The organism is Bacillus sp. 3G2, from assembly GCF_044324725.1.
Taxonomy (GTDB): Bacteria; Bacillota; Bacilli; order Bacillales; family Bacillaceae_G; genus Bacillus_A; species Bacillus_A mobilis.
Genome location: NZ_CP172246.1, coordinates 4,054,732 through 4,071,182, shown reverse-complemented (window position 1 = coordinate 4,071,182; position 16,451 = coordinate 4,054,732). Strand labels below are relative to the sequence as shown.

16 protein-coding genes are annotated in these 16,451 nt (G+C 36.6%); 13 read left to right on the top strand and 3 right to left on the bottom strand.

The window, feature by feature from the left end; all coding sequences use genetic code 11:
- The first annotated feature begins 6 nt into the window (after positions 1 to 6).
- The 8 genes from recO (at position 7) to ACHZK0_RS20850 (ending at position 8,904) form a co-directional block, all read left to right on the top strand.
- The gene (gene recO, locus ACHZK0_RS20885; RefSeq protein ID WP_000487012.1) at positions 7 to 753 is read left to right on the top strand and encodes a DNA repair protein RecO; all 747 of its coding nucleotides are present in this window, start codon (positions 7 to 9) and stop codon (positions 751 to 753) included.
- A gap of 107 nt (positions 754 to 860) precedes the next feature.
- Positions 861 to 1,493 (top strand): helix-turn-helix transcriptional regulator, encoded by a 633-nt coding sequence (locus ACHZK0_RS20880; protein WP_000583755.1) that lies wholly within the window; start codon positions 861 to 863, stop codon positions 1,491 to 1,493.
- Between the two features lie 29 nt (positions 1,494 to 1,522).
- Complete coding sequence (locus ACHZK0_RS20875; protein WP_000368939.1) at positions 1,523 to 2,335, top strand: pyruvate, water dikinase regulatory protein; 813 nt, start codon at positions 1,523 to 1,525, stop codon at positions 2,333 to 2,335.
- Positions 2,336 to 3,187: 852 nt separating this feature from the next.
- The gene (gene dnaG, locus ACHZK0_RS20870) at positions 3,188 to 4,984 is read left to right on the top strand and encodes a DNA primase (RefSeq protein WP_073516535.1); all 1,797 of its coding nucleotides are present in this window, start codon (positions 3,188 to 3,190) and stop codon (positions 4,982 to 4,984) included.
- Between the two features lie 59 nt (positions 4,985 to 5,043).
- Positions 5,044 to 6,171: an RNA polymerase sigma factor RpoD gene (gene rpoD / locus ACHZK0_RS20865; RefSeq protein WP_000764063.1), complete on the top strand. Its 1,128-nt coding sequence runs from the start codon at positions 5,044 to 5,046 to the stop codon at positions 6,169 to 6,171.
- 385 nt (positions 6,172 to 6,556) lie between these two features.
- Entirely contained in the window at positions 6,557 to 6,913 is a 357-nt protein-coding gene (cccA, locus tag ACHZK0_RS20860; protein WP_000828145.1) for a cytochrome c550, read from the top strand.
- A 165-nt stretch (positions 6,914 to 7,078) separates the two neighbouring features.
- The gene (locus ACHZK0_RS20855) at positions 7,079 to 7,786 is read left to right on the top strand and encodes a tRNA (adenine(22)-N(1))-methyltransferase (protein WP_270339938.1); all 708 of its coding nucleotides are present in this window, start codon (positions 7,079 to 7,081) and stop codon (positions 7,784 to 7,786) included.
- On the top strand, positions 7,783 to 8,904 hold the full coding sequence (locus ACHZK0_RS20850; protein ID WP_262740294.1) for a Nif3-like dinuclear metal center hexameric protein: 1,122 nt from the start codon (positions 7,783 to 7,785) through the stop codon (positions 8,902 to 8,904). Before ACHZK0_RS20855 ends, ACHZK0_RS20850 begins: the two co-directional genes overlap by 4 nt.
- Positions 8,905 to 8,944: 40 nt before the next feature.
- On the opposite strand, the gene ACHZK0_RS20845 is transcribed toward ACHZK0_RS20850, so the two are convergent.
- Complete coding sequence (locus ACHZK0_RS20845) at positions 8,945 to 9,895, bottom strand: 4-hydroxy-3-methylbut-2-enyl diphosphate reductase (RefSeq protein WP_000706674.1); 951 nt, start codon at positions 9,893 to 9,895, stop codon at positions 8,945 to 8,947.
- A gap of 89 nt (positions 9,896 to 9,984) precedes the next feature.
- Positions 9,985 to 10,719 carry a YqfQ family protein gene (locus ACHZK0_RS20840; RefSeq protein ID WP_262740293.1) on the bottom strand — a complete coding sequence of 245 codons (735 nt, stop codon included), beginning with the start codon at positions 10,717 to 10,719 and terminating at the stop codon, positions 9,985 to 9,987.
- A 180-nt stretch (positions 10,720 to 10,899) separates the two neighbouring features.
- Between ACHZK0_RS20840 and ACHZK0_RS20835 the strand changes: the two genes are divergently transcribed.
- Both ACHZK0_RS20835 and ACHZK0_RS20830 read left to right on the top strand, forming a co-directional pair.
- Positions 10,900 to 12,210, top strand: a complete 1,311-nt coding sequence (locus tag ACHZK0_RS20835; RefSeq protein ID WP_061677320.1) for a DEAD/DEAH box helicase — start codon at positions 10,900 to 10,902, stop codon at positions 12,208 to 12,210.
- Positions 12,211 to 12,401: 191 nt separating this feature from the next.
- On the top strand, positions 12,402 to 13,298 hold the full coding sequence (locus ACHZK0_RS20830) for a deoxyribonuclease IV (RefSeq protein ID WP_061677322.1): 897 nt from the start codon (positions 12,402 to 12,404) through the stop codon (positions 13,296 to 13,298).
- A 26-nt stretch (positions 13,299 to 13,324) separates the two neighbouring features.
- Here ACHZK0_RS20830 and ACHZK0_RS20825 read toward each other — a convergent pair whose 3' ends face one another.
- Positions 13,325 to 13,579: a DUF2624 domain-containing protein gene (locus ACHZK0_RS20825; protein WP_061677324.1), complete on the bottom strand. Its 255-nt coding sequence runs from the start codon at positions 13,577 to 13,579 to the stop codon at positions 13,325 to 13,327.
- 149 nt (positions 13,580 to 13,728) lie between these two features.
- Between ACHZK0_RS20825 and ACHZK0_RS20820 the strand changes: the two genes are divergently transcribed.
- From ACHZK0_RS20820 to ACHZK0_RS20810, 3 genes are all read left to right on the top strand, one after another.
- A complete protein-coding gene (locus tag ACHZK0_RS20820) occupies positions 13,729 to 14,607 on the top strand; it encodes a YitT family protein (RefSeq protein ID WP_061677326.1) in 879 nt (292 codons plus the stop codon).
- A 236-nt stretch (positions 14,608 to 14,843) separates the two neighbouring features.
- Complete coding sequence (locus ACHZK0_RS20815; RefSeq protein WP_262740292.1) at positions 14,844 to 15,614, top strand: metal ABC transporter ATP-binding protein; 771 nt, start codon at positions 14,844 to 14,846, stop codon at positions 15,612 to 15,614.
- The gene (locus ACHZK0_RS20810) at positions 15,614 to 16,447 is read left to right on the top strand and encodes a metal ABC transporter permease (RefSeq protein ID WP_262740291.1); all 834 of its coding nucleotides are present in this window, start codon (positions 15,614 to 15,616) and stop codon (positions 16,445 to 16,447) included. Before ACHZK0_RS20815 ends, ACHZK0_RS20810 begins: the two co-directional genes overlap by 1 nt.
- The last annotated feature ends 4 nt before the right edge of the window (positions 16,448 to 16,451 follow it).

Genomic DNA, 16,451 nt, shown 5'->3' with positions numbered 1-16,451 from the left:
ACGAACATGTTTCAAAAAGTTGAGGGCATCGTTATCCGTACGACAGATTACGGAGAAACGAACAAGATTGTTACAATATTCTCAAGAGAATTGGGTAAGGTAAGTGCAATGGCAAGAGGAGCGAAAAAACCGAAAAGCCGGTTAGCATCTGTTTCGCAACTTATGACACATGGTAATTTTCTTATTCAAATGGGATCTGGACTTGGAACTTTACAACAAGGCGAGATTATTTCAACTATGAAAGAAATTCGCGAGGATATATTTTTAACTGCTTATGCATCATTTATTGTTGAGTTAACTGATAAAGCAACAGAAGATAAAAAACATAATCCATATTTATTTGAAATGTTATATCAAACGTTGCATTATATGTGTGAGGGTGTTGATTCAGAAGTATTATCACTAATTTATCAAACGAAAATGCTTCCGGTATTAGGGATGCGCCCGTATTTTGATACATGTGCGATTTGTCATCAAGAAACAGATTTTGTCGCCTTCTCTGTCCGAGAAGGCGGTTTTCTGTGCTCACGTCATGCTGAGCAAGACCAGTATCGTATACCAGTGGGGGAAGCTGTTCATAAATTATTACGTCTTTTCTACCACTTCGATTTACATAGACTTGGGAATGTATCAGTGAAGGATAGCACAAAAAAACAAATGCGTTTAGTATTGAATACATATTATGATGAATATTGCGGGATTTATTTGAAATCAAGACGTTTCTTAGAACAACTTGATAAGTTTCAAATATAATTTTGGGCCGTATACGGTCCTTTTTACATCCTATCTTTTTCAAATAGCATATTTAGTATATAATATTTAAGAGATAGTATAACTTTTTTCGTTGTGCACTGAAGGTGGTGATTATCATAGAGCTGAATAAACGGCAAGAACATATCATTCAGATTGTAAAAGATCACGGTCCTATTACAGGGGAGTCAATTGCTGCGCAATTGGGATTAACACGTGCAACGCTAAGACCAGACTTAGCAATTTTAACGATGGCTGGTTATTTAGAAGCGCGTCCACGCGTAGGTTATTTTTATACGGGTAAAACTGGGGGACAGCTATTATCTGAAGCTGTTAAGAAAATTAAAGTACAAGATTATCAATCTAGACCGGCTGTAATTGATAAAAATGTATCAGTATATGATGCGATTTGTACGATGTTTTTAGAGGACGTAGGTACATTATTCGTTGTAGATCAATCGACTCTATTAGTTGGCGTCGTATCTCGTAAAGATTTATTACGAGCTAGCCTAGGAAAGCAGGATTTAACCTCTCTTCCGGTTAATATTATCATGACAAGGATGCCAAACATTGCGATGTGTCGTAGAGAAGATTCTTTATATGATATTGCGATGGAATTAATAGAAAGACAGATTGATGCGATGCCAGTTGTAAAAGATACGAAACAAGGTTTAGAAGTGATTGGACGAATTACAAAAACAAATATTACACGTGCGTTTGTAAACTTAGTAAATAACGAATAAGTGTAATTTGTTTAAAGTGAGGTAATGTAATGGATAATAAAATCGTATATGTCGTATCTGACTCTGTTGGAGAAACGGCTGATTTGGTTGTTCGAGCAGCGATGGGGCAATTCCCATTCGCTCCTGATATTAGACGTGTACCGTATGTAGAAGATACAGGGACATTAAAAGAAGTGATTTCAATTGCTAAGAGCAATCAAGCGCTTATTTGTTTCACGTTAGTAAAGCCTGACATGCGCCAGTATTTAGTGACAGAGGCCGCGAAAGAAGGTGTAGAGGCATATGATATTATCGGGCCTCTTATCGATCAAATTGAAGAAATTACAGGGCAAGTACCAAGATATGAGCCGGGTGTTGTTCGTAGATTAGATGAAGAATACTTTAAAAAGATTGAAGCAATTGAGTTTGCTGTAAAGTATGATGATGGTAGAGACGCACGTGGTATTTTAAAAGCAGATATCGTGTTGATTGGGATTTCGCGCACATCAAAAACACCACTTTCTCAATATTTAGCTCATAACAAACGTTTGAAAGTTGCCAATGTACCGCTCGTACCGGAAGTAGATCCACCTGAAGAATTATATCAAGTGGCTAAAGAAAAATGCTTCGGTTTGAAAATTACGCCAGATAAGTTGAATCATATTCGAAAAGAGCGATTGAAATCACTTGGATTAAGTGACGGTGCAACATATGCCAATATTAATCGTATTAAAGAAGAAATTGATCACTTTGAGAATGTAGTCGGTAAAATAGATTGTCAAGTAATTGATGTATCGAATAAAGCGATTGAAGAAACAGCTAACATTATTGTGAATGCAGTGCAAAACCAAAAATTGTTTTAGCACATTTACCAAAGGTGAATGTGCTTTTTTCGCTCATGAAAAAAGCAATGCCTGTTGATTTCGTAATAGATTATAGCGGAGTGGTTATACTTATATTCTTCTGTTTTTTTATTATGCAAAAGCAGGGTTTCGTTATCCTGAAATAGAAGATGAAAAAATAAAGGGATATGTAGCGCAGTTGAAGAAAATATATTATAATAAAAAATTGTGATAAAAACCTATATTTTACGTTTAGACTTTAATTTTTCAGAATAAACTAGGGATAGGATTTACGCAAAGACATGTAATTACGTTAAATCGACAAAATCTATACAAGAAAACGCACATTATGGAAGGATTCGCAGAAGGGATGTAGAATACAGAAATATGCAAAACATCAATATCGTATTAGTTGATGCAGATGCATATCCTGTGAATGCTGAAAATTGTGCAAGTTGGAACGAAAGTTCATGTCGAAATTTTGTTTGTCACATCGTATGCTCATCGTTTAAGGAAGTAGCAAGGGAAATTGGATCTATGTAGATGCTGAATAAGCTAAAGTTGATTTTTTATATGTATCAACATGCAAAAGAAGCAGATCTCGTGATCACATAGGATATGGTGCTTGCTAGTCTTCTTGTAAAAAAAGTGTATATGTATTGTCTCCAGGAGGTACATTTGTAACAGGTGAGCAAATGGATACAATTTTATATAGTAGGTACGTATTTGCGAAATTACGCAGAAAAAGGCCTGCAAAATCGTTTGATAACGTGATCGACAACACTTTCTAATAAGTTTAGAAAAAATATTGTCGAATTATAAAGGAATTTTTTAATTTATATCGAATACAAAATACGACACGGAGATGGATTTATGGGGAACAGAATTCCCGAAGAAGTTGTTGAACAGATTCGGACGTCATCGGATATTGTAGAAGTGATTGGTGAATACGTTCAACTTAGAAAACAGGGACGTAACTATTTCGGCCTTTGTCCATTTCATGGTGAGAATTCTCCGTCATTCTCTGTTTCATCGGATAAGCAAATTTTTCATTGCTTCGGATGTGGAGAAGGTGGAAATGTATTTTCCTTTCTAATGAAAATGGAAGGATTGGCTTTTACCGAGGCTGTTCAAAAGCTAGGTGAAAGAAATGGAATTGCGGTTGCAGAGTATACATCAGGGCAAGGACAACAAGAAGACATATCTGATGACACTGTCATCATGCAACAGGCTCATGAACTTTTGAAAAAGTATTATCATCATTTATTAGTAAATACAGAAGAAGGAAATGAAGCACTTTCGTATTTGTTAAAACGTGGTATTACGAAAGAGATGATTGAGAAGTTTGAAATTGGTTATGCGTCACCTGCTTGGGATGCAGCAACGAAAATTTTACAAAAAAGAGGTTTATCGCTGTCTAGTATGGAACAAGCTGGTCTTCTCATAAGAAGCGAGAAGGATGGTAGTCATTATGATCGCTTCCGTGGAAGGGTTATGTTTCCAATCTCTACGTTACAAGGTAAAGTGATAGCGTTTAGTGGAAGGGCGCTAGGAGATGATACTCCGAAATATTTAAATAGCCCTGAAACACCGATTTTTCATAAAAGTAAATTGTTGTATAACTTCCACCAAGCGAGGCCGTTTATTAGAAAACGTGGGCAAGTGGTCCTTTTTGAAGGGTATGCCGACGTACTAGCTGCGGTAAAAAGTGGTGTGGAAGAAGCTGTTGCGACAATGGGAACAGCTTTAACTGAAGAACAAGCAAAACTTCTGCGACGTAACGTTGAAACTGTTGTTCTTTGCTATGATGGTGATAAAGCAGGGCGAGAAGCAACGATGAAAGCAGGGCAATTATTGCTAAAAGTCGGTTGCCAGGTGAAAGTTACATCCTTGCCAGATAAGCTTGACCCTGATGAATATGTGCAACAATATGGGACAACTGCTTTTGAAAATCTTGTGAAATCAAGTATAAGTTTTGTTGGTTTTAAAATAAATTATTTGCGTTTAGGGAAAAATTTGCAAGATGAGTCTGGCAAAGAAGAATATGTGAAAAGTGTTTTAAAAGAGTTATCGTTGCTACAGGATGCGATGCAGGCAGAATCATATTTGAAGTCATTATCGCAAGAATTTTCGTATTCAATGGAAACACTTTTGAATCAATTGCACCAATATCGCAAAGAACAAAAGGTACAGCAAAAACAAGTAAAGCAGGTTTCTAAGCCGTCTCAAATTGTTCAAACAAAACCGAAGTTAACAGGTTTTGAAAGGGCAGAAAGAGAAATTATTTACCATATGTTGCAAAGTCCAGAAGTGGCTGTTCGTATGGAATCCCACATAGAAGATTTTCACACAGAAGAACATAAAGGGATTTTATATGAACTATACGCATATTATGAAAAGGGAAATGAACCTTCAGTCGGAACATTTTTAAGTTGGCTCTCTGATGAGAAGTTGAAAAATATCATCACTGATATTTCGACGGATGAATTTATTAATCCAGAATACACAGAAGAAGTGTTACAAGGCCATTTGGAGACGCTTAGACGTCATCAAGAAAAACTTGAAAAGACGGAAATCATCTTTAAGATAAAACAAATGGAAAAAACAGATCCTGTAGAGGCTGCTAAATATTATGTAGCATATTTACAAAATCAAAAAGCGAGAAAATAGCTTTTTTGATAAATTTTTAGTATAATGAATGTTTGTATCTCGCGTAAGGAGGGGAACAGATGGCTGACAAACCAGCTCGTTCTAAACAAATTGAAACTGAAATGACCCTTGAGCAAGTGAAAGAACAACTCACTGAGCTCGGAAAAAAACGTGGCGTTCTTACATATGAAGAGATTGCAGAACGCATGAATGGATTTGAAATTGAATCCGATCAAATGGATGAATACTATGAATATTTAGGTGAACAAGGGATTGACTTAGTTGGTGACAACGACAACGAAGAAGGTCCTAATAATCGCCAAATTTCAAAAACAGAAGAAGAATTTGACCTTAATGATTTAAGTGTACCACCTGGGGTTAAAATCAATGATCCTGTTCGTATGTATTTAAAAGAAATTGGTCGTGTAGATTTACTATCTGCAGAAGAAGAAATTCGACTTGCAACGCGTATTGAAGATGGCGATGAAGAAGCGAAACGTCGTCTTGCAGAAGCAAACTTACGTCTTGTAGTAAGTATTGCAAAGCGCTACGTGGGCCGTGGTATGCTTTTCTTAGACTTAATCCAAGAAGGGAATATGGGTCTAATTAAAGCGGTTGAAAAGTTCGATTATCGTAAAGGTTTCAAATTTAGTACGTATGCAACTTGGTGGATCCGCCAAGCGATTACACGTGCGATTGCAGACCAAGCACGAACAATTCGTATCCCAGTTCATATGGTTGAAACGATTAATAAGTTAATTCGTGTACAACGTCAATTATTACAAGATTTAGGACGCGAACCATCTCCTGAAGAGATTGGTGAAGAAATGGATCTTGCTCCAGAAAAAGTACGCGAAATCTTAAAAATTGCACAGGAGCCAGTTTCTCTTGAAACACCAATTGGTGAAGAAGATGACTCCCATTTAGGTGATTTCATTGAAGACCAAGAAGCAACATCGCCTGCGGACCATGCAGCGTATGAATTGCTAAAAGAACAATTAGAAGATGTGTTAGATACACTAACAGATCGTGAAGAAAATGTTCTACGTCTTCGTTTTGGTTTAGATGATGGACGAACTCGTACGCTTGAAGAAGTTGGGAAAGTATTCGGCGTAACGAGAGAACGTATCCGTCAAATTGAAGCAAAAGCACTTCGTAAATTAAGACATCCAAGCCGTAGTAAGCGTCTTAAGGATTTCTTAGAATAGGTTCTTTTTAAGTTTACTTCACCTTTGTGAAGTAAACTTTTTTATTTTGTTAACTTTTGTTAAACTTTAGCTAGCGGCAACGATTACAATTTCTTGTAATTTATTTTACAGAATTGTCTTTTGATTTGCAAATGCTCATTTTTCGATTTTTCGATTAATTTTGTTTATTCTATACAAAAATATATGTAGAAAAGTGAAAAATATGATGAGAAACGTTAATAATTATCGAAATAATAAGCTATATAACAATAAAAAACAATAAACTGAATTTATGGAATATTTTTAACGATTAGCAGTTTACTCTTTTCTGATAGAGCGTTTTCAAGTACAATGGAAATGACTGAATCATCTAACTATTTAGGGGTATAGAGGGGGGAGAAGAGATATGAAACGTAATCCGCTGATTCCGTTCGCTCTTATTGCAGCATTAGGTATTATCGTTATGTTTGTATTTTCATTTCAGGGGCTAAATAAATCTAAAGAGTTAGCTGATGCAAAAAATGGTGGGAAGCCAGCGCAAACAGCATCGAAGCCAGAGGATATTGTGAAGCAAAGCTGTACGAGCTGCCATGGTGACCAGTTACAAGGGGCAGTAGGGCCTAATTTACAAAAGATTGGTGGGAAGCTTTCAAAAGATGAAATTAAAGAAATTCTTTCGAAAGGAAAAGGAAATATGCCACCAAATATAGTTCCAGCTGATCAAGCGGCTAAAGTAGCTGATTGGTTGTCGAAGAAAAAATAAAGTTCCGTATGACAAGCCTTTTGCTTATGCAAAGGGCTTGTTTTTCTATATTTTCTAAAATACGATGAGTGATCGAGAAGTGAATTATTGTTATGGGCTTGCAACAACTACTATAAATTCATTATCATGGAGACAGACTGACAAGAGAAGGAGTAATGGAAATACATGAATGAAGTAAAGCTTTCAAAACGATTAGAAGAAGTTGTGCGTGAAATACCAGTAGGATCTACAGTTGCTGATATTGGATCGGATCATGCGTATTTACCGTGTTATACAATTATAAATAATATTGCTACAAAAGCAGTTGCAGGAGAGGTTGTAGATGGACCATTTCGCTCTGCACAAGCAACTGTAGCTGAAAGTGGCTTACAAGATAAAGTGGATGTGCGTAAAGGGAATGGATTAGCTGTTATCGCGCCAGGAGAAGTAGATGTAATTACGGTTGCTGGAATGGGCGGAGCGTTAATTCGTGACATTTTAGAAAGTGGTAAAGAAAAATTAGAAGGTGTAACGCGTTTAATTTTGCAGCCGAATATTGCAGCGCATCACATTCGTGAATGGTTTATTGAAAATGGGTGGGAACTTATCCATGAAAAAATCGTAAAAGAAGATGGGAAAATTTACGAGATCTTAGTAGGAGAGCGTGGAAACATTGCGATGCCTTACTCTGAAAATAAGCAAGCTGAATTGTTTATGGGTCCATTTTTAATAAAAGAAAAAGGTGAAGCTTTCGTTGAGAAATGGGAAGGAGAATTGAAAAACTTCCAAAATATTCTAAAACAGTTAGAACGTGCGGCTGATTCTGAAGAAACAAAAGCGAAGCGTGTGGAAGTAGAAGCGAAAATGAAAATGATAGGGGAGGTTTTATCATGAGTAAAATTCCAAACGGCCATGAAATTATTTCTTTATTTGAAAGTATGTATCCGAAGCATTTGGCAATGGAAGGAGATAAGATTGGCCTGCAGATTGGAGCGCTTAATAAACCTGTACAGCATGTATTGATTGCGTTAGATGTAACGGAAGAAGTTGTGGAGGAAGCAATTCGATTAGGAGCAAATGTCATTATTGCGCATCATCCTTTAATTTTTAATCCGTTAAAAGCGATTCATACAGATAAAGCGTACGGAAGAATTATTGAAACGTGTATTAAAAATGATATTGCCATTTATGCAGCACATACAAATGTGGATGTCGCTAAGGGTGGGGTAAATGATTTACTTGCTGAGGCGTTAGGATTGCAAAATACAGAAGTTCTGGCACCGACATATGCAGAAGAAATGAAAAAAATTGTTGTGTTTGTGCCAGTAACTCATGCAGAAGAAGTACGGAAAGCATTAGGAAACGCAGGTGCTGGTCATATCGGCAATTATAGCCACTGTACGTTTAGTAGCGAGGGTACAGGTATGTTTGTACCTCAAGAGGGGACAAATCCTTATATCGGGGAAACTGGACAGTTAGAGCGCGTAGAAGAAGTGCGAATCGAAACGATTATTCCAGCTTCACTACAGCGAAAAGTGATTAAAGCAATGGTAACGGCACATCCATATGAAGAAGTAGCGTATGATGTGTATCCGCTTGATAACAAAGGCGAAACATTAGGGCTTGGGAAAATAGGATACTTACAAGAAGAAATGACACTTGGACAGTTTGCAGAACATGTAAAGAAATCATTAGATGTAAAGGGTGCACGAGTTGTTGGGAAATTAGATGATAAAGTGCGCAAAGTAGCTGTACTTGGTGGCGATGGTAATAAATACATCAATCAAGCTAAATTTAAGGGAGCGGATGTATATGTAACAGGTGACATGTATTATCATGTTGCTCATGATGCGATGATGCTCGGCTTAAATATAGTTGACCCAGGACATAACGTTGAAAAAGTAATGAAGCAAGGTGTGCAAAAGCAATTACAAGAAAAAGTGGATGCAAAGAAACTCAATGTACATATTCATGCTTCGCAATTACATACAGATCCATTTACATTTGTATAAGAAAAATAAAAACCGTTGCTCATATAGGCAACGGTTTTTATTATTGTTCTTTTTTCACTTTTACACGAGGTAATATTTTTTGTAACGGTACTTTTCGAACTCTCTCCCACGTAGCGGGATTCATTGGATCATATTGATCTAAGAAAGCGATAACTTCTTTCGTAATTGGAGTTGGAGTAGAAGCACCTGCTGTAACAGCTACGTTTTCTACACCTTGTAGCCACTCTAATTTAATCTCACTTACGTCTGCGACGCGGTATGCTTTCGTACCAGCGATTTCTTGTGATACTTGTGCTAAACGGTTTGAGTTGTTACTTTTTGGATCACCGACAACAATTGTTAAATCGGCAACATCAGCTTGTTTAGCGACCGCTTCTTGGCGAACTTGAGTTGCTAAACAAATTTCCTTATGGAATTCTGCTGTTGGGAATTTCTTCTGAATGTCCTCCATTAAATGCTGAACATCCCATTGGCTCATTGTCGTTTGGTTCGTAACTAAAATCTTATCCGTTGGAATTTCTAATGTTTTTAAATCATCAGCTCTTTCAATAAGATGAACGATATCAGGTGCGATACCAACTGCGCCTTCTGGTTCTGGATGATTTTTTTTGCCGATATAAATGACATGGTAACCTTCAGCCTTCTTTGCTTCGATAAGGTCATGTGTTTTTGTAACATCTGGACAAGTGGCATCGATTGTCGTTAAACCTTTTTCTTTTGCACGTTGTTTAACTTCTGGCGAAACACCGTGTGCAGTGAAAATAACAGTACCAGATTCGATTTTATCTAAAATTTCTAATCGACTTGGACCGTCTAATGTAATGATGCCATCCTCTTCGAACGCATCTGTTACATGTTTGTTGTGAACAATCATACCTAAAATATAAATAGGTCTTGGTAATGATGTATCTAATGCGGCGTTACGTGCAATAACCATCGCGTCCACAACACCGTAGCAATAACCACGAGGGGAAATTTTAACAATTTTCATATGAGTAATCCTCTCCTTCTAAACAAGGGATACTTTTGTGCATAGTCTTTTACATTATAAAGGAGGAGTGGATAGAAAACAAAGGATTGTTACACATATAGTTTTGGTTTTGTTGCTATTTTTTGAACAGGCTCCTCTCGTAATTCTTTTTCTATGACTGGCTCAATCACTATTTTTTTTCTTTTTCTTTTTTTTTGTGGAGGAGGCGGAGTTGCTACCTCAACCTTTTCTGCTATGTCTTCAGCTTGATCTTCAGTTGGATCTTCTTCCGTACTTTTTCCAGAGGTGAGGATTTTAACGATGCTTGGTAAGTTACGCATAATAGGACCGTACTGTTCGACGACAGGGCTTACAGATTGAACGACTTGGGAGACTTTTTCAATATTGTTTATCATATTAGTTGGATTCGAAATTAAATTCGCAAAAAAACTGCCGATGCCGCTACTGGATGCTGCTGTAGTTGCTGCACCGCCGCGCGTTTCATTTGATTCATACATTTGAGGGGGATTCATTTGCTCTGGATGCCGCTGCATGTATGGTTGATATTGTTGTGAGTATTGCTGCGGGTATTGTTGTTGGTATTGGTATTGTTGTTGATATTGTGGCGGCGGTTGCTGGTGCATCATTGGCGGCGGTCCTTCCATTTGTCGATAAGGTGGAACCATTTGCATGAAAGGCTCGGTGGGATCGTGTTTTTTAAAGAGTTTAGCAAGGAACCCTTTCTTTTTTTGTGCCATCGGTGGTAGTTGTGGAATTGGATATGGTGTATAAGGTTGCTGTCCTGGATTCGGATACATTTGCCTTGTGGGGGATTTTGGAAACATGTGAGAAATCCTCCTTTCTTCAGTTAGGTATATACACATACAATATGCAATAAGAGGGAAGAAGGTTAGTTTTTGAAGGAAAAACCTAAACTAAAGATGGATTTTACTTGTAGATTTCGATATAATGTAGACTTGACTGATTTGTGCGCGCAGTAGAAATTTAGAAAGAAGGTGTAACTTATGACACAACAAACTTTTACACAGTATGATTTTAAACCATTTTTAATAGATGCAGTTCGTGAACTACGCTTTACAGAACCGACAGGAATTCAAAAGAAAATTTTCCCGGTCGTGAAAAAAGGTGTAAGTGTAATTGGACAATCCCAAACAGGTTCTGGGAAAACACATGCATACTTACTTCCTACATTGAACAGAATTAATGCAAGTCGTGAAGAAGTACAACTTGTTATTACAGCGCCTACTCGTGAGTTAGCACAACAAATTTACGAAGAAATCGTGAAATTAACAAAGTTTTGTGCGGAAGATCAAATGATTACAGCACGTTGTTTAATTGGTGGAACTGATAAACAACGATCAATTGAAAAGTTGAAAAAGCAACCTCATGTTGTAGTTGGAACACCAGGACGTATTAAAGATTTAGTAGAAGAGCAAGCGCTATTTGTTCATAAAGCAAATACGATTATTGTCGATGAAGCAGACTTAATGCTTGATATGGGATTCATTCATGATGTAGACAAAATTGCAGCACGCATGCCTAGAAACTTACAAATGCTAGTTTTCTCTGCAACAATTCCTCAAAAACTAAAACCGTTTCTGAAGAAATATATGGAGAATCCAGAGCATATTCATATCAATCCAAAACAAGTTGCGGCTGGGAATATTGAACATTATTTAGTACCTTCTAAACATCGTAACAAAATCGATTTAGTGAACAAAATGTTGCTACAATTTAAACCATATTTAGCAGTTGTTTTCACGAATACGAAGAAGATGGCGGATCAGGTTGCTGACGGATTAATGGAACGTGGCTTAAAAGTTGGACGAATTCACGGAGATTTATCACCGCGTGATCGTAAAAAGATGATGAAACAAATTCGTGACCTTGAATTCCAATATATTGTTGCAACTGATTTAGCAGCACGTGGTATTGATATTGAAGGAATTAGTCATGTTATTAACTACGAACTTCCATCAGACTTAGATTTCTTCGTTCACCGCGTTGGAAGAACAGCACGTGCAGGGCATTCAGGTATTGCAGTGACGATTTATGATCCAGCAAACGAAGAAGCGTTAGATAGTTTAGAAAAACAACGTCATATTGAATTCAAGCATGTAGATTTACGCGGAGATGAGTGGGCGGATTTAGGTGAACGTCGTCGTCGTAAGAGCCGTAAGAAACCAAATGATGAACTTGACGTTATGGCAACAAAAGTTATTAAAAAGCCGAAAAAAGTAAAACCAAACTATAAACGTAAACTTGCAACAGAACGTGACAAAGTGAAGAAAAAATATAGCAATAAAAAAAGATAAGGGGAGCCCCCTTATCTTTTTTTATCTAGCTATTTGCGGGATAATAATCAGTGGGGAATGGAAAAAACACTGATTAAAGTTTCGGTGTAGCCAGTTACAATTTGCGTAGTGTTTTAGGAACAAACAATTCACTACATATTTCTACAAATTATGCTATCATTATATCTATTGTATATTGAAGAGGTGATTGTATGTTAAAGATTGGATCTCATGTTTCCATGAGTGGTAAGAAAATGTTATTAGCAGCAAGTGAAGAGGCTGTTTCATACGGTGCAACGACGTTTATGATTTATACAGGTGCGCCGCAAAATACACGAAGAAAACCAATTGAAGAATTGAATATAGAAGCAGGAAGAAAACATATGGAACTAAACGGTATTGAGGACATTATCGTACATGCGCCATATATTATTAATGTTGGGAATACGACGAAGCCAGAAACATTCCAATTAGGTGTAGACTTCCTTCGCATGGAAATTGAAAGAACATCGGCATTAGGTGTGGCGAAACAAATCGTTCTTCACCCAGGTGCGCACGTTGGGGCAGGAGCGGATGCTGGTATTCAACAAATTATTAAAGGGCTTAATGAAGTGTTAACGCCAGAACAGACGGTTAACATTGCGTTAGAAACGATGGCAGGAAAAGGAACGGAATGCGGTCGTAGCTTTGAAGAAATTGCAAAGATTATTGATGGTGTAAAATATAATGAGAAATTATCAGTATGCTTTGATACGTGTCATACGCACGATGCAGGATATGATATTGTAAATGATTTTGACGGCGTATTAAACGAATTTGATAAGATTGTTGGTATTGATCGTTTGCAGGTACTTCATATTAATGATAGTAAAAATGTACGCGGCGCAGGAAAGGACCGTCATGAAAATATCGGCTTCGGTCATATCGGTTATAAAGCGTTACATCATATTGTGCATCATCCGCAGTTAATGCACGTACCAAAAATTCTTGAAACTCCATATGTAGGTGAAGATAAAAAAGATAAGAAGCCGCCATATAAATTAGAAATCGAAATGCTGAAAAATGGTACTTTTGATGAAGGAATTCTTGAGAAAATTAAAGCGCAATAAGCAATAAGGAGGGGATTTCCCCCTCCTTATTTTAGTAGTTGCTGAAATAAAGTATTTACTTGCTGGGCAGTAGCAGGGGAGGTTACTTTTGCTATTTGTTTTAAGAGCGCTAGCCGTTCGTCATTATCGTAAATGTTAATATTCTTTCCTTTCATAAGTAAAACAATTTGATCGGCTTGGGCAGTCGTAATAGAGACTTCATATTCTTTGCTATATTTCAATAACTCTTTTGTAGAAATATGATTTAATTTTTTATTTACGAGTTGTTTAATGAGGTTCATCGAGTTATCCTCCTTCACACGTTCTTCTATCGAAATATATGAGTACGTAGCTTGTACATATTCGTATAGAGTTTCTTTTTTCATGAGAAAAAGAAGCGTATGTTATAATATAAGGACAAAACTATAGAAAAAGAGTATAGGGAGGATTTATGGAGCAGAAGCAACATCGAAAAGAAAGTGTTATCCATCTTATTTATCGTTTAGTTATGATTATTTTTGGGGCGGCATGCGCAGCGGTAGCGATTGAACTATTTTTAATGCCAAATAAAATTATTGATGGTGGAATTATTGGTATTTCTCTTATATTAGATTATCTTACTCCTAATATTTGGTGGTTAAGTTTCTCTACTTTAGTCGTTATTCTCAATATCCCATTTATGTATTCAGGCTATAAGCAAATCGGAAAAACGTTCATGCTATCTTCGGCGTTCGGTATTGTAGCTTTAGCATTTATTGAATCAACGTTACATGCTGTTCCGCCATTTACAACAGAGCCAATTTTAGCGACAGTGTTTGGTGGTCTTATTTTAGGTCTTGGTGTAGGACTCGTTATTCGCCATGGTGGATCAATGGACGGAACAGAAATTATGGGTATTTTATTAACGAAGAAATTACCTTTCTCTGTTGGTGAATTTGTAATGTTTGTGAACTTATTTATTTTTGCATGGGCAGCATTTGTATTTGGTGTTGAACAAGCTATGTATTCTGTTATGGCGTACTATATTGCCTTCAAAACAATTGATACAGTCATTCAAGGTTTAGATGAAACGAAAGCCGTTTTAATTGTATCAGATCAATATGAAGAAGTATCAAATGCGATTTTGCATCGTCTTGGTCGTGGAACTACAAAGCTTGTAGCGAAAGGCGGTTACACAGATAAAGAAAAAGAAGTTATTTATGCAGTTGTAACGCGTCTGGAAGTGACAAAGTTAAAATCAATTGTGTATGAAATTGATGCGAATGCGTTTGTTACGATTATGAGTACGCAAGAGACAAATGGTGGTAAGTTTAAATCAGCTATTCACTAAAACATGTATCTTGAGGGCAAATAATCAGTAGGGGATGGCCTCATCTGATTAAGGTTACGTTTTATAGGGATATTTTTCGAAAGCAGAGAATTTTTCTCTGCTTTTTGTTATAATAGTAAGGTTTCTTGAAAAAAATGATATATTTTAGGCAGATTGGTTTACAACTATAATAAGCTGTACTATAATTCAAATAGATATAAATCGGAATCATTCTGAATTAAAATAGGTGAGATGCTATGAATAATATATTAGAAATAGAAGGATTGTCATTTCGATATGAAGATCGAAATGTGTTAGAAGATATTAATTTGCAAGTTCCGAAGGGAGCTTTTTTAGGTTTAGTTGGGCCAAATGGTTCTGGGAAATCAACTTTGCTAAAATGTTTATTAGGCGTTTTAAAGCCAAAACAAGGAAGTATTCGTTTGTTTGGTGTTGATAGTAAGAAGTTTAAAGAATGGAACAAAGTTGGTTATGTGTCGCAAAAAGCAAATAGCTTTAATTCTGGTTTTCCGGCAACTGTCTTTGAAGTTGTATCAATGGGACTCGTTTCGAAAAAAGGGCTGTTTCGCTTTTTCACAAAAGAGGATAAGAAAAAGGTAGAAAAAGCGATTGCTGATGTAGGGATGAGTGAGTTTCAAGGGCGCAATATCGGAGAGCTTTCTGGTGGACAACAACAGCGTGTATTTATTGCTCGTGCACTCGTTAGTGATCCTGAATTACTTATTTTGGACGAGCCCACTGTTGGAATCGATGTGAAGAATGTAGAAAGTTTTTATGAGATATTAGAGGATTTAAACAAAAGGTTAGGAATCACATTAATTCTCGTTACTCATGATATGGGAGCTGTTACGGAAAAGGTAACACATGTTGCATGCTTAAACCAACATCTACATTTCCATGGAAATGTAGAGAAGTTCCGAGAGTTAGAAGATGCGGAAATGTCCGTCTTATATGGACATCATGTTCATCGTTTAGAACACGAGCATGAGCATCACGGGAGGATATAATGATACAAGATTTTTTACAATATGACTTTTTACGTAACTCTTTATATGCAGGAGTTTTAATAGGACTTGTTGCGCCGCTTATCGGTGTGTTTGTTGTCATTCGCCGTATGTCGCTTATTGCGGATGCATTAAGTCATGTGACATTATCGGGTATTGCTGCAAGTTTACTACTAGAAAAAACAATTTTTACAGGAGGATTTTTAAATCCTTTATATATGGGAATGGTTTTTTCTATTGGTGGGGCGTTACTAATTGAAAAATTACGTACTGTATATAAACATTATCAAGAATTAGCAATTCCGATTATCCTTTCAGCAGGAATGGGGATTGGGGTTATTTTTATATCACTTGCAAATGGATTTAACACTGATTTATTTAGTTATTTATTTGGGAGTGTAAGTGCTGTAACAAGTACAGATTTAATCATTATTGGCATTGTAGCAATTGTTGTTATTGTAACGATTACTTTATTATACAAAGAGTTATTTTTACTATCGTTTGATGAGGAATACGCTGTATCAACTGGTTTGAGCGCAAAGTGGATTCACTTTATTTTCATTATATTGGTTGCCCTTGTCATTGCAGTATCAATGCGTGTAGTAGGGGTTCTTCTCGTATCATCATTAATGACGCTACCAGTTGCAGCAAGTATTCGTATTGCGAATGGATTTAAACAAACAATTTTCTTTTCCATTTTATTTGGTGAAATTGCGGTAATTGGTGGAATGTTTGCTTCATATCAACTTGATCTAGCGCCAGGTGGTACAATTGTTATGATAGCAGTTCTTATTTTAATTGGTGCAATTTTATGGAAAAAGAAAAAAACTGCATAAAGTA

Coding starts and splice junctions, on each gene's coding strand:
- ACHZK0_RS20835 (WP_061677320.1), top strand. CDS start 10,900: ATGACACAACAAACTTTTACACAGTATGATTTTAAACCATTTTTAATA.
- ACHZK0_RS20850 (WP_262740294.1), top strand. CDS start 7,783: ATGAGTAAAATTCCAAACGGCCATGAAATTATTTCTTTATTTGAAAGT.
- ACHZK0_RS20875 (WP_000368939.1), top strand. CDS start 1,523: ATGGATAATAAAATCGTATATGTCGTATCTGACTCTGTTGGAGAAACG.
- ACHZK0_RS20825 (WP_061677324.1), bottom strand. CDS start 13,579: ATGAACCTCATTAAACAACTCGTAAATAAAAAATTAAATCATATTTCT.
- recO (WP_000487012.1), top strand. CDS start 7: ATGTTTCAAAAAGTTGAGGGCATCGTTATCCGTACGACAGATTACGGA.
- ACHZK0_RS20830 (WP_061677322.1), top strand. CDS start 12,402: ATGTTAAAGATTGGATCTCATGTTTCCATGAGTGGTAAGAAAATGTTA.
- cccA (WP_000828145.1), top strand. CDS start 6,557: ATGAAACGTAATCCGCTGATTCCGTTCGCTCTTATTGCAGCATTAGGT.
- ACHZK0_RS20845 (WP_000706674.1), bottom strand. CDS start 9,895: ATGAAAATTGTTAAAATTTCCCCTCGTGGTTATTGCTACGGTGTTGTG.
- ACHZK0_RS20815 (WP_262740292.1), top strand. CDS start 14,844: ATGAATAATATATTAGAAATAGAAGGATTGTCATTTCGATATGAAGAT.
- ACHZK0_RS20820 (WP_061677326.1), top strand. CDS start 13,729: ATGGAGCAGAAGCAACATCGAAAAGAAAGTGTTATCCATCTTATTTAT.
- rpoD (WP_000764063.1), top strand. CDS start 5,044: ATGGCTGACAAACCAGCTCGTTCTAAACAAATTGAAACTGAAATGACC.
- ACHZK0_RS20810 (WP_262740291.1), top strand. CDS start 15,614: ATGATACAAGATTTTTTACAATATGACTTTTTACGTAACTCTTTATAT.
- ACHZK0_RS20855 (WP_270339938.1), top strand. CDS start 7,079: ATGAATGAAGTAAAGCTTTCAAAACGATTAGAAGAAGTTGTGCGTGAA.
- dnaG (WP_073516535.1), top strand. CDS start 3,188: ATGGGGAACAGAATTCCCGAAGAAGTTGTTGAACAGATTCGGACGTCA.
- ACHZK0_RS20840 (WP_262740293.1), bottom strand. CDS start 10,719: ATGTTTCCAAAATCCCCCACAAGGCAAATGTATCCGAATCCAGGACAG.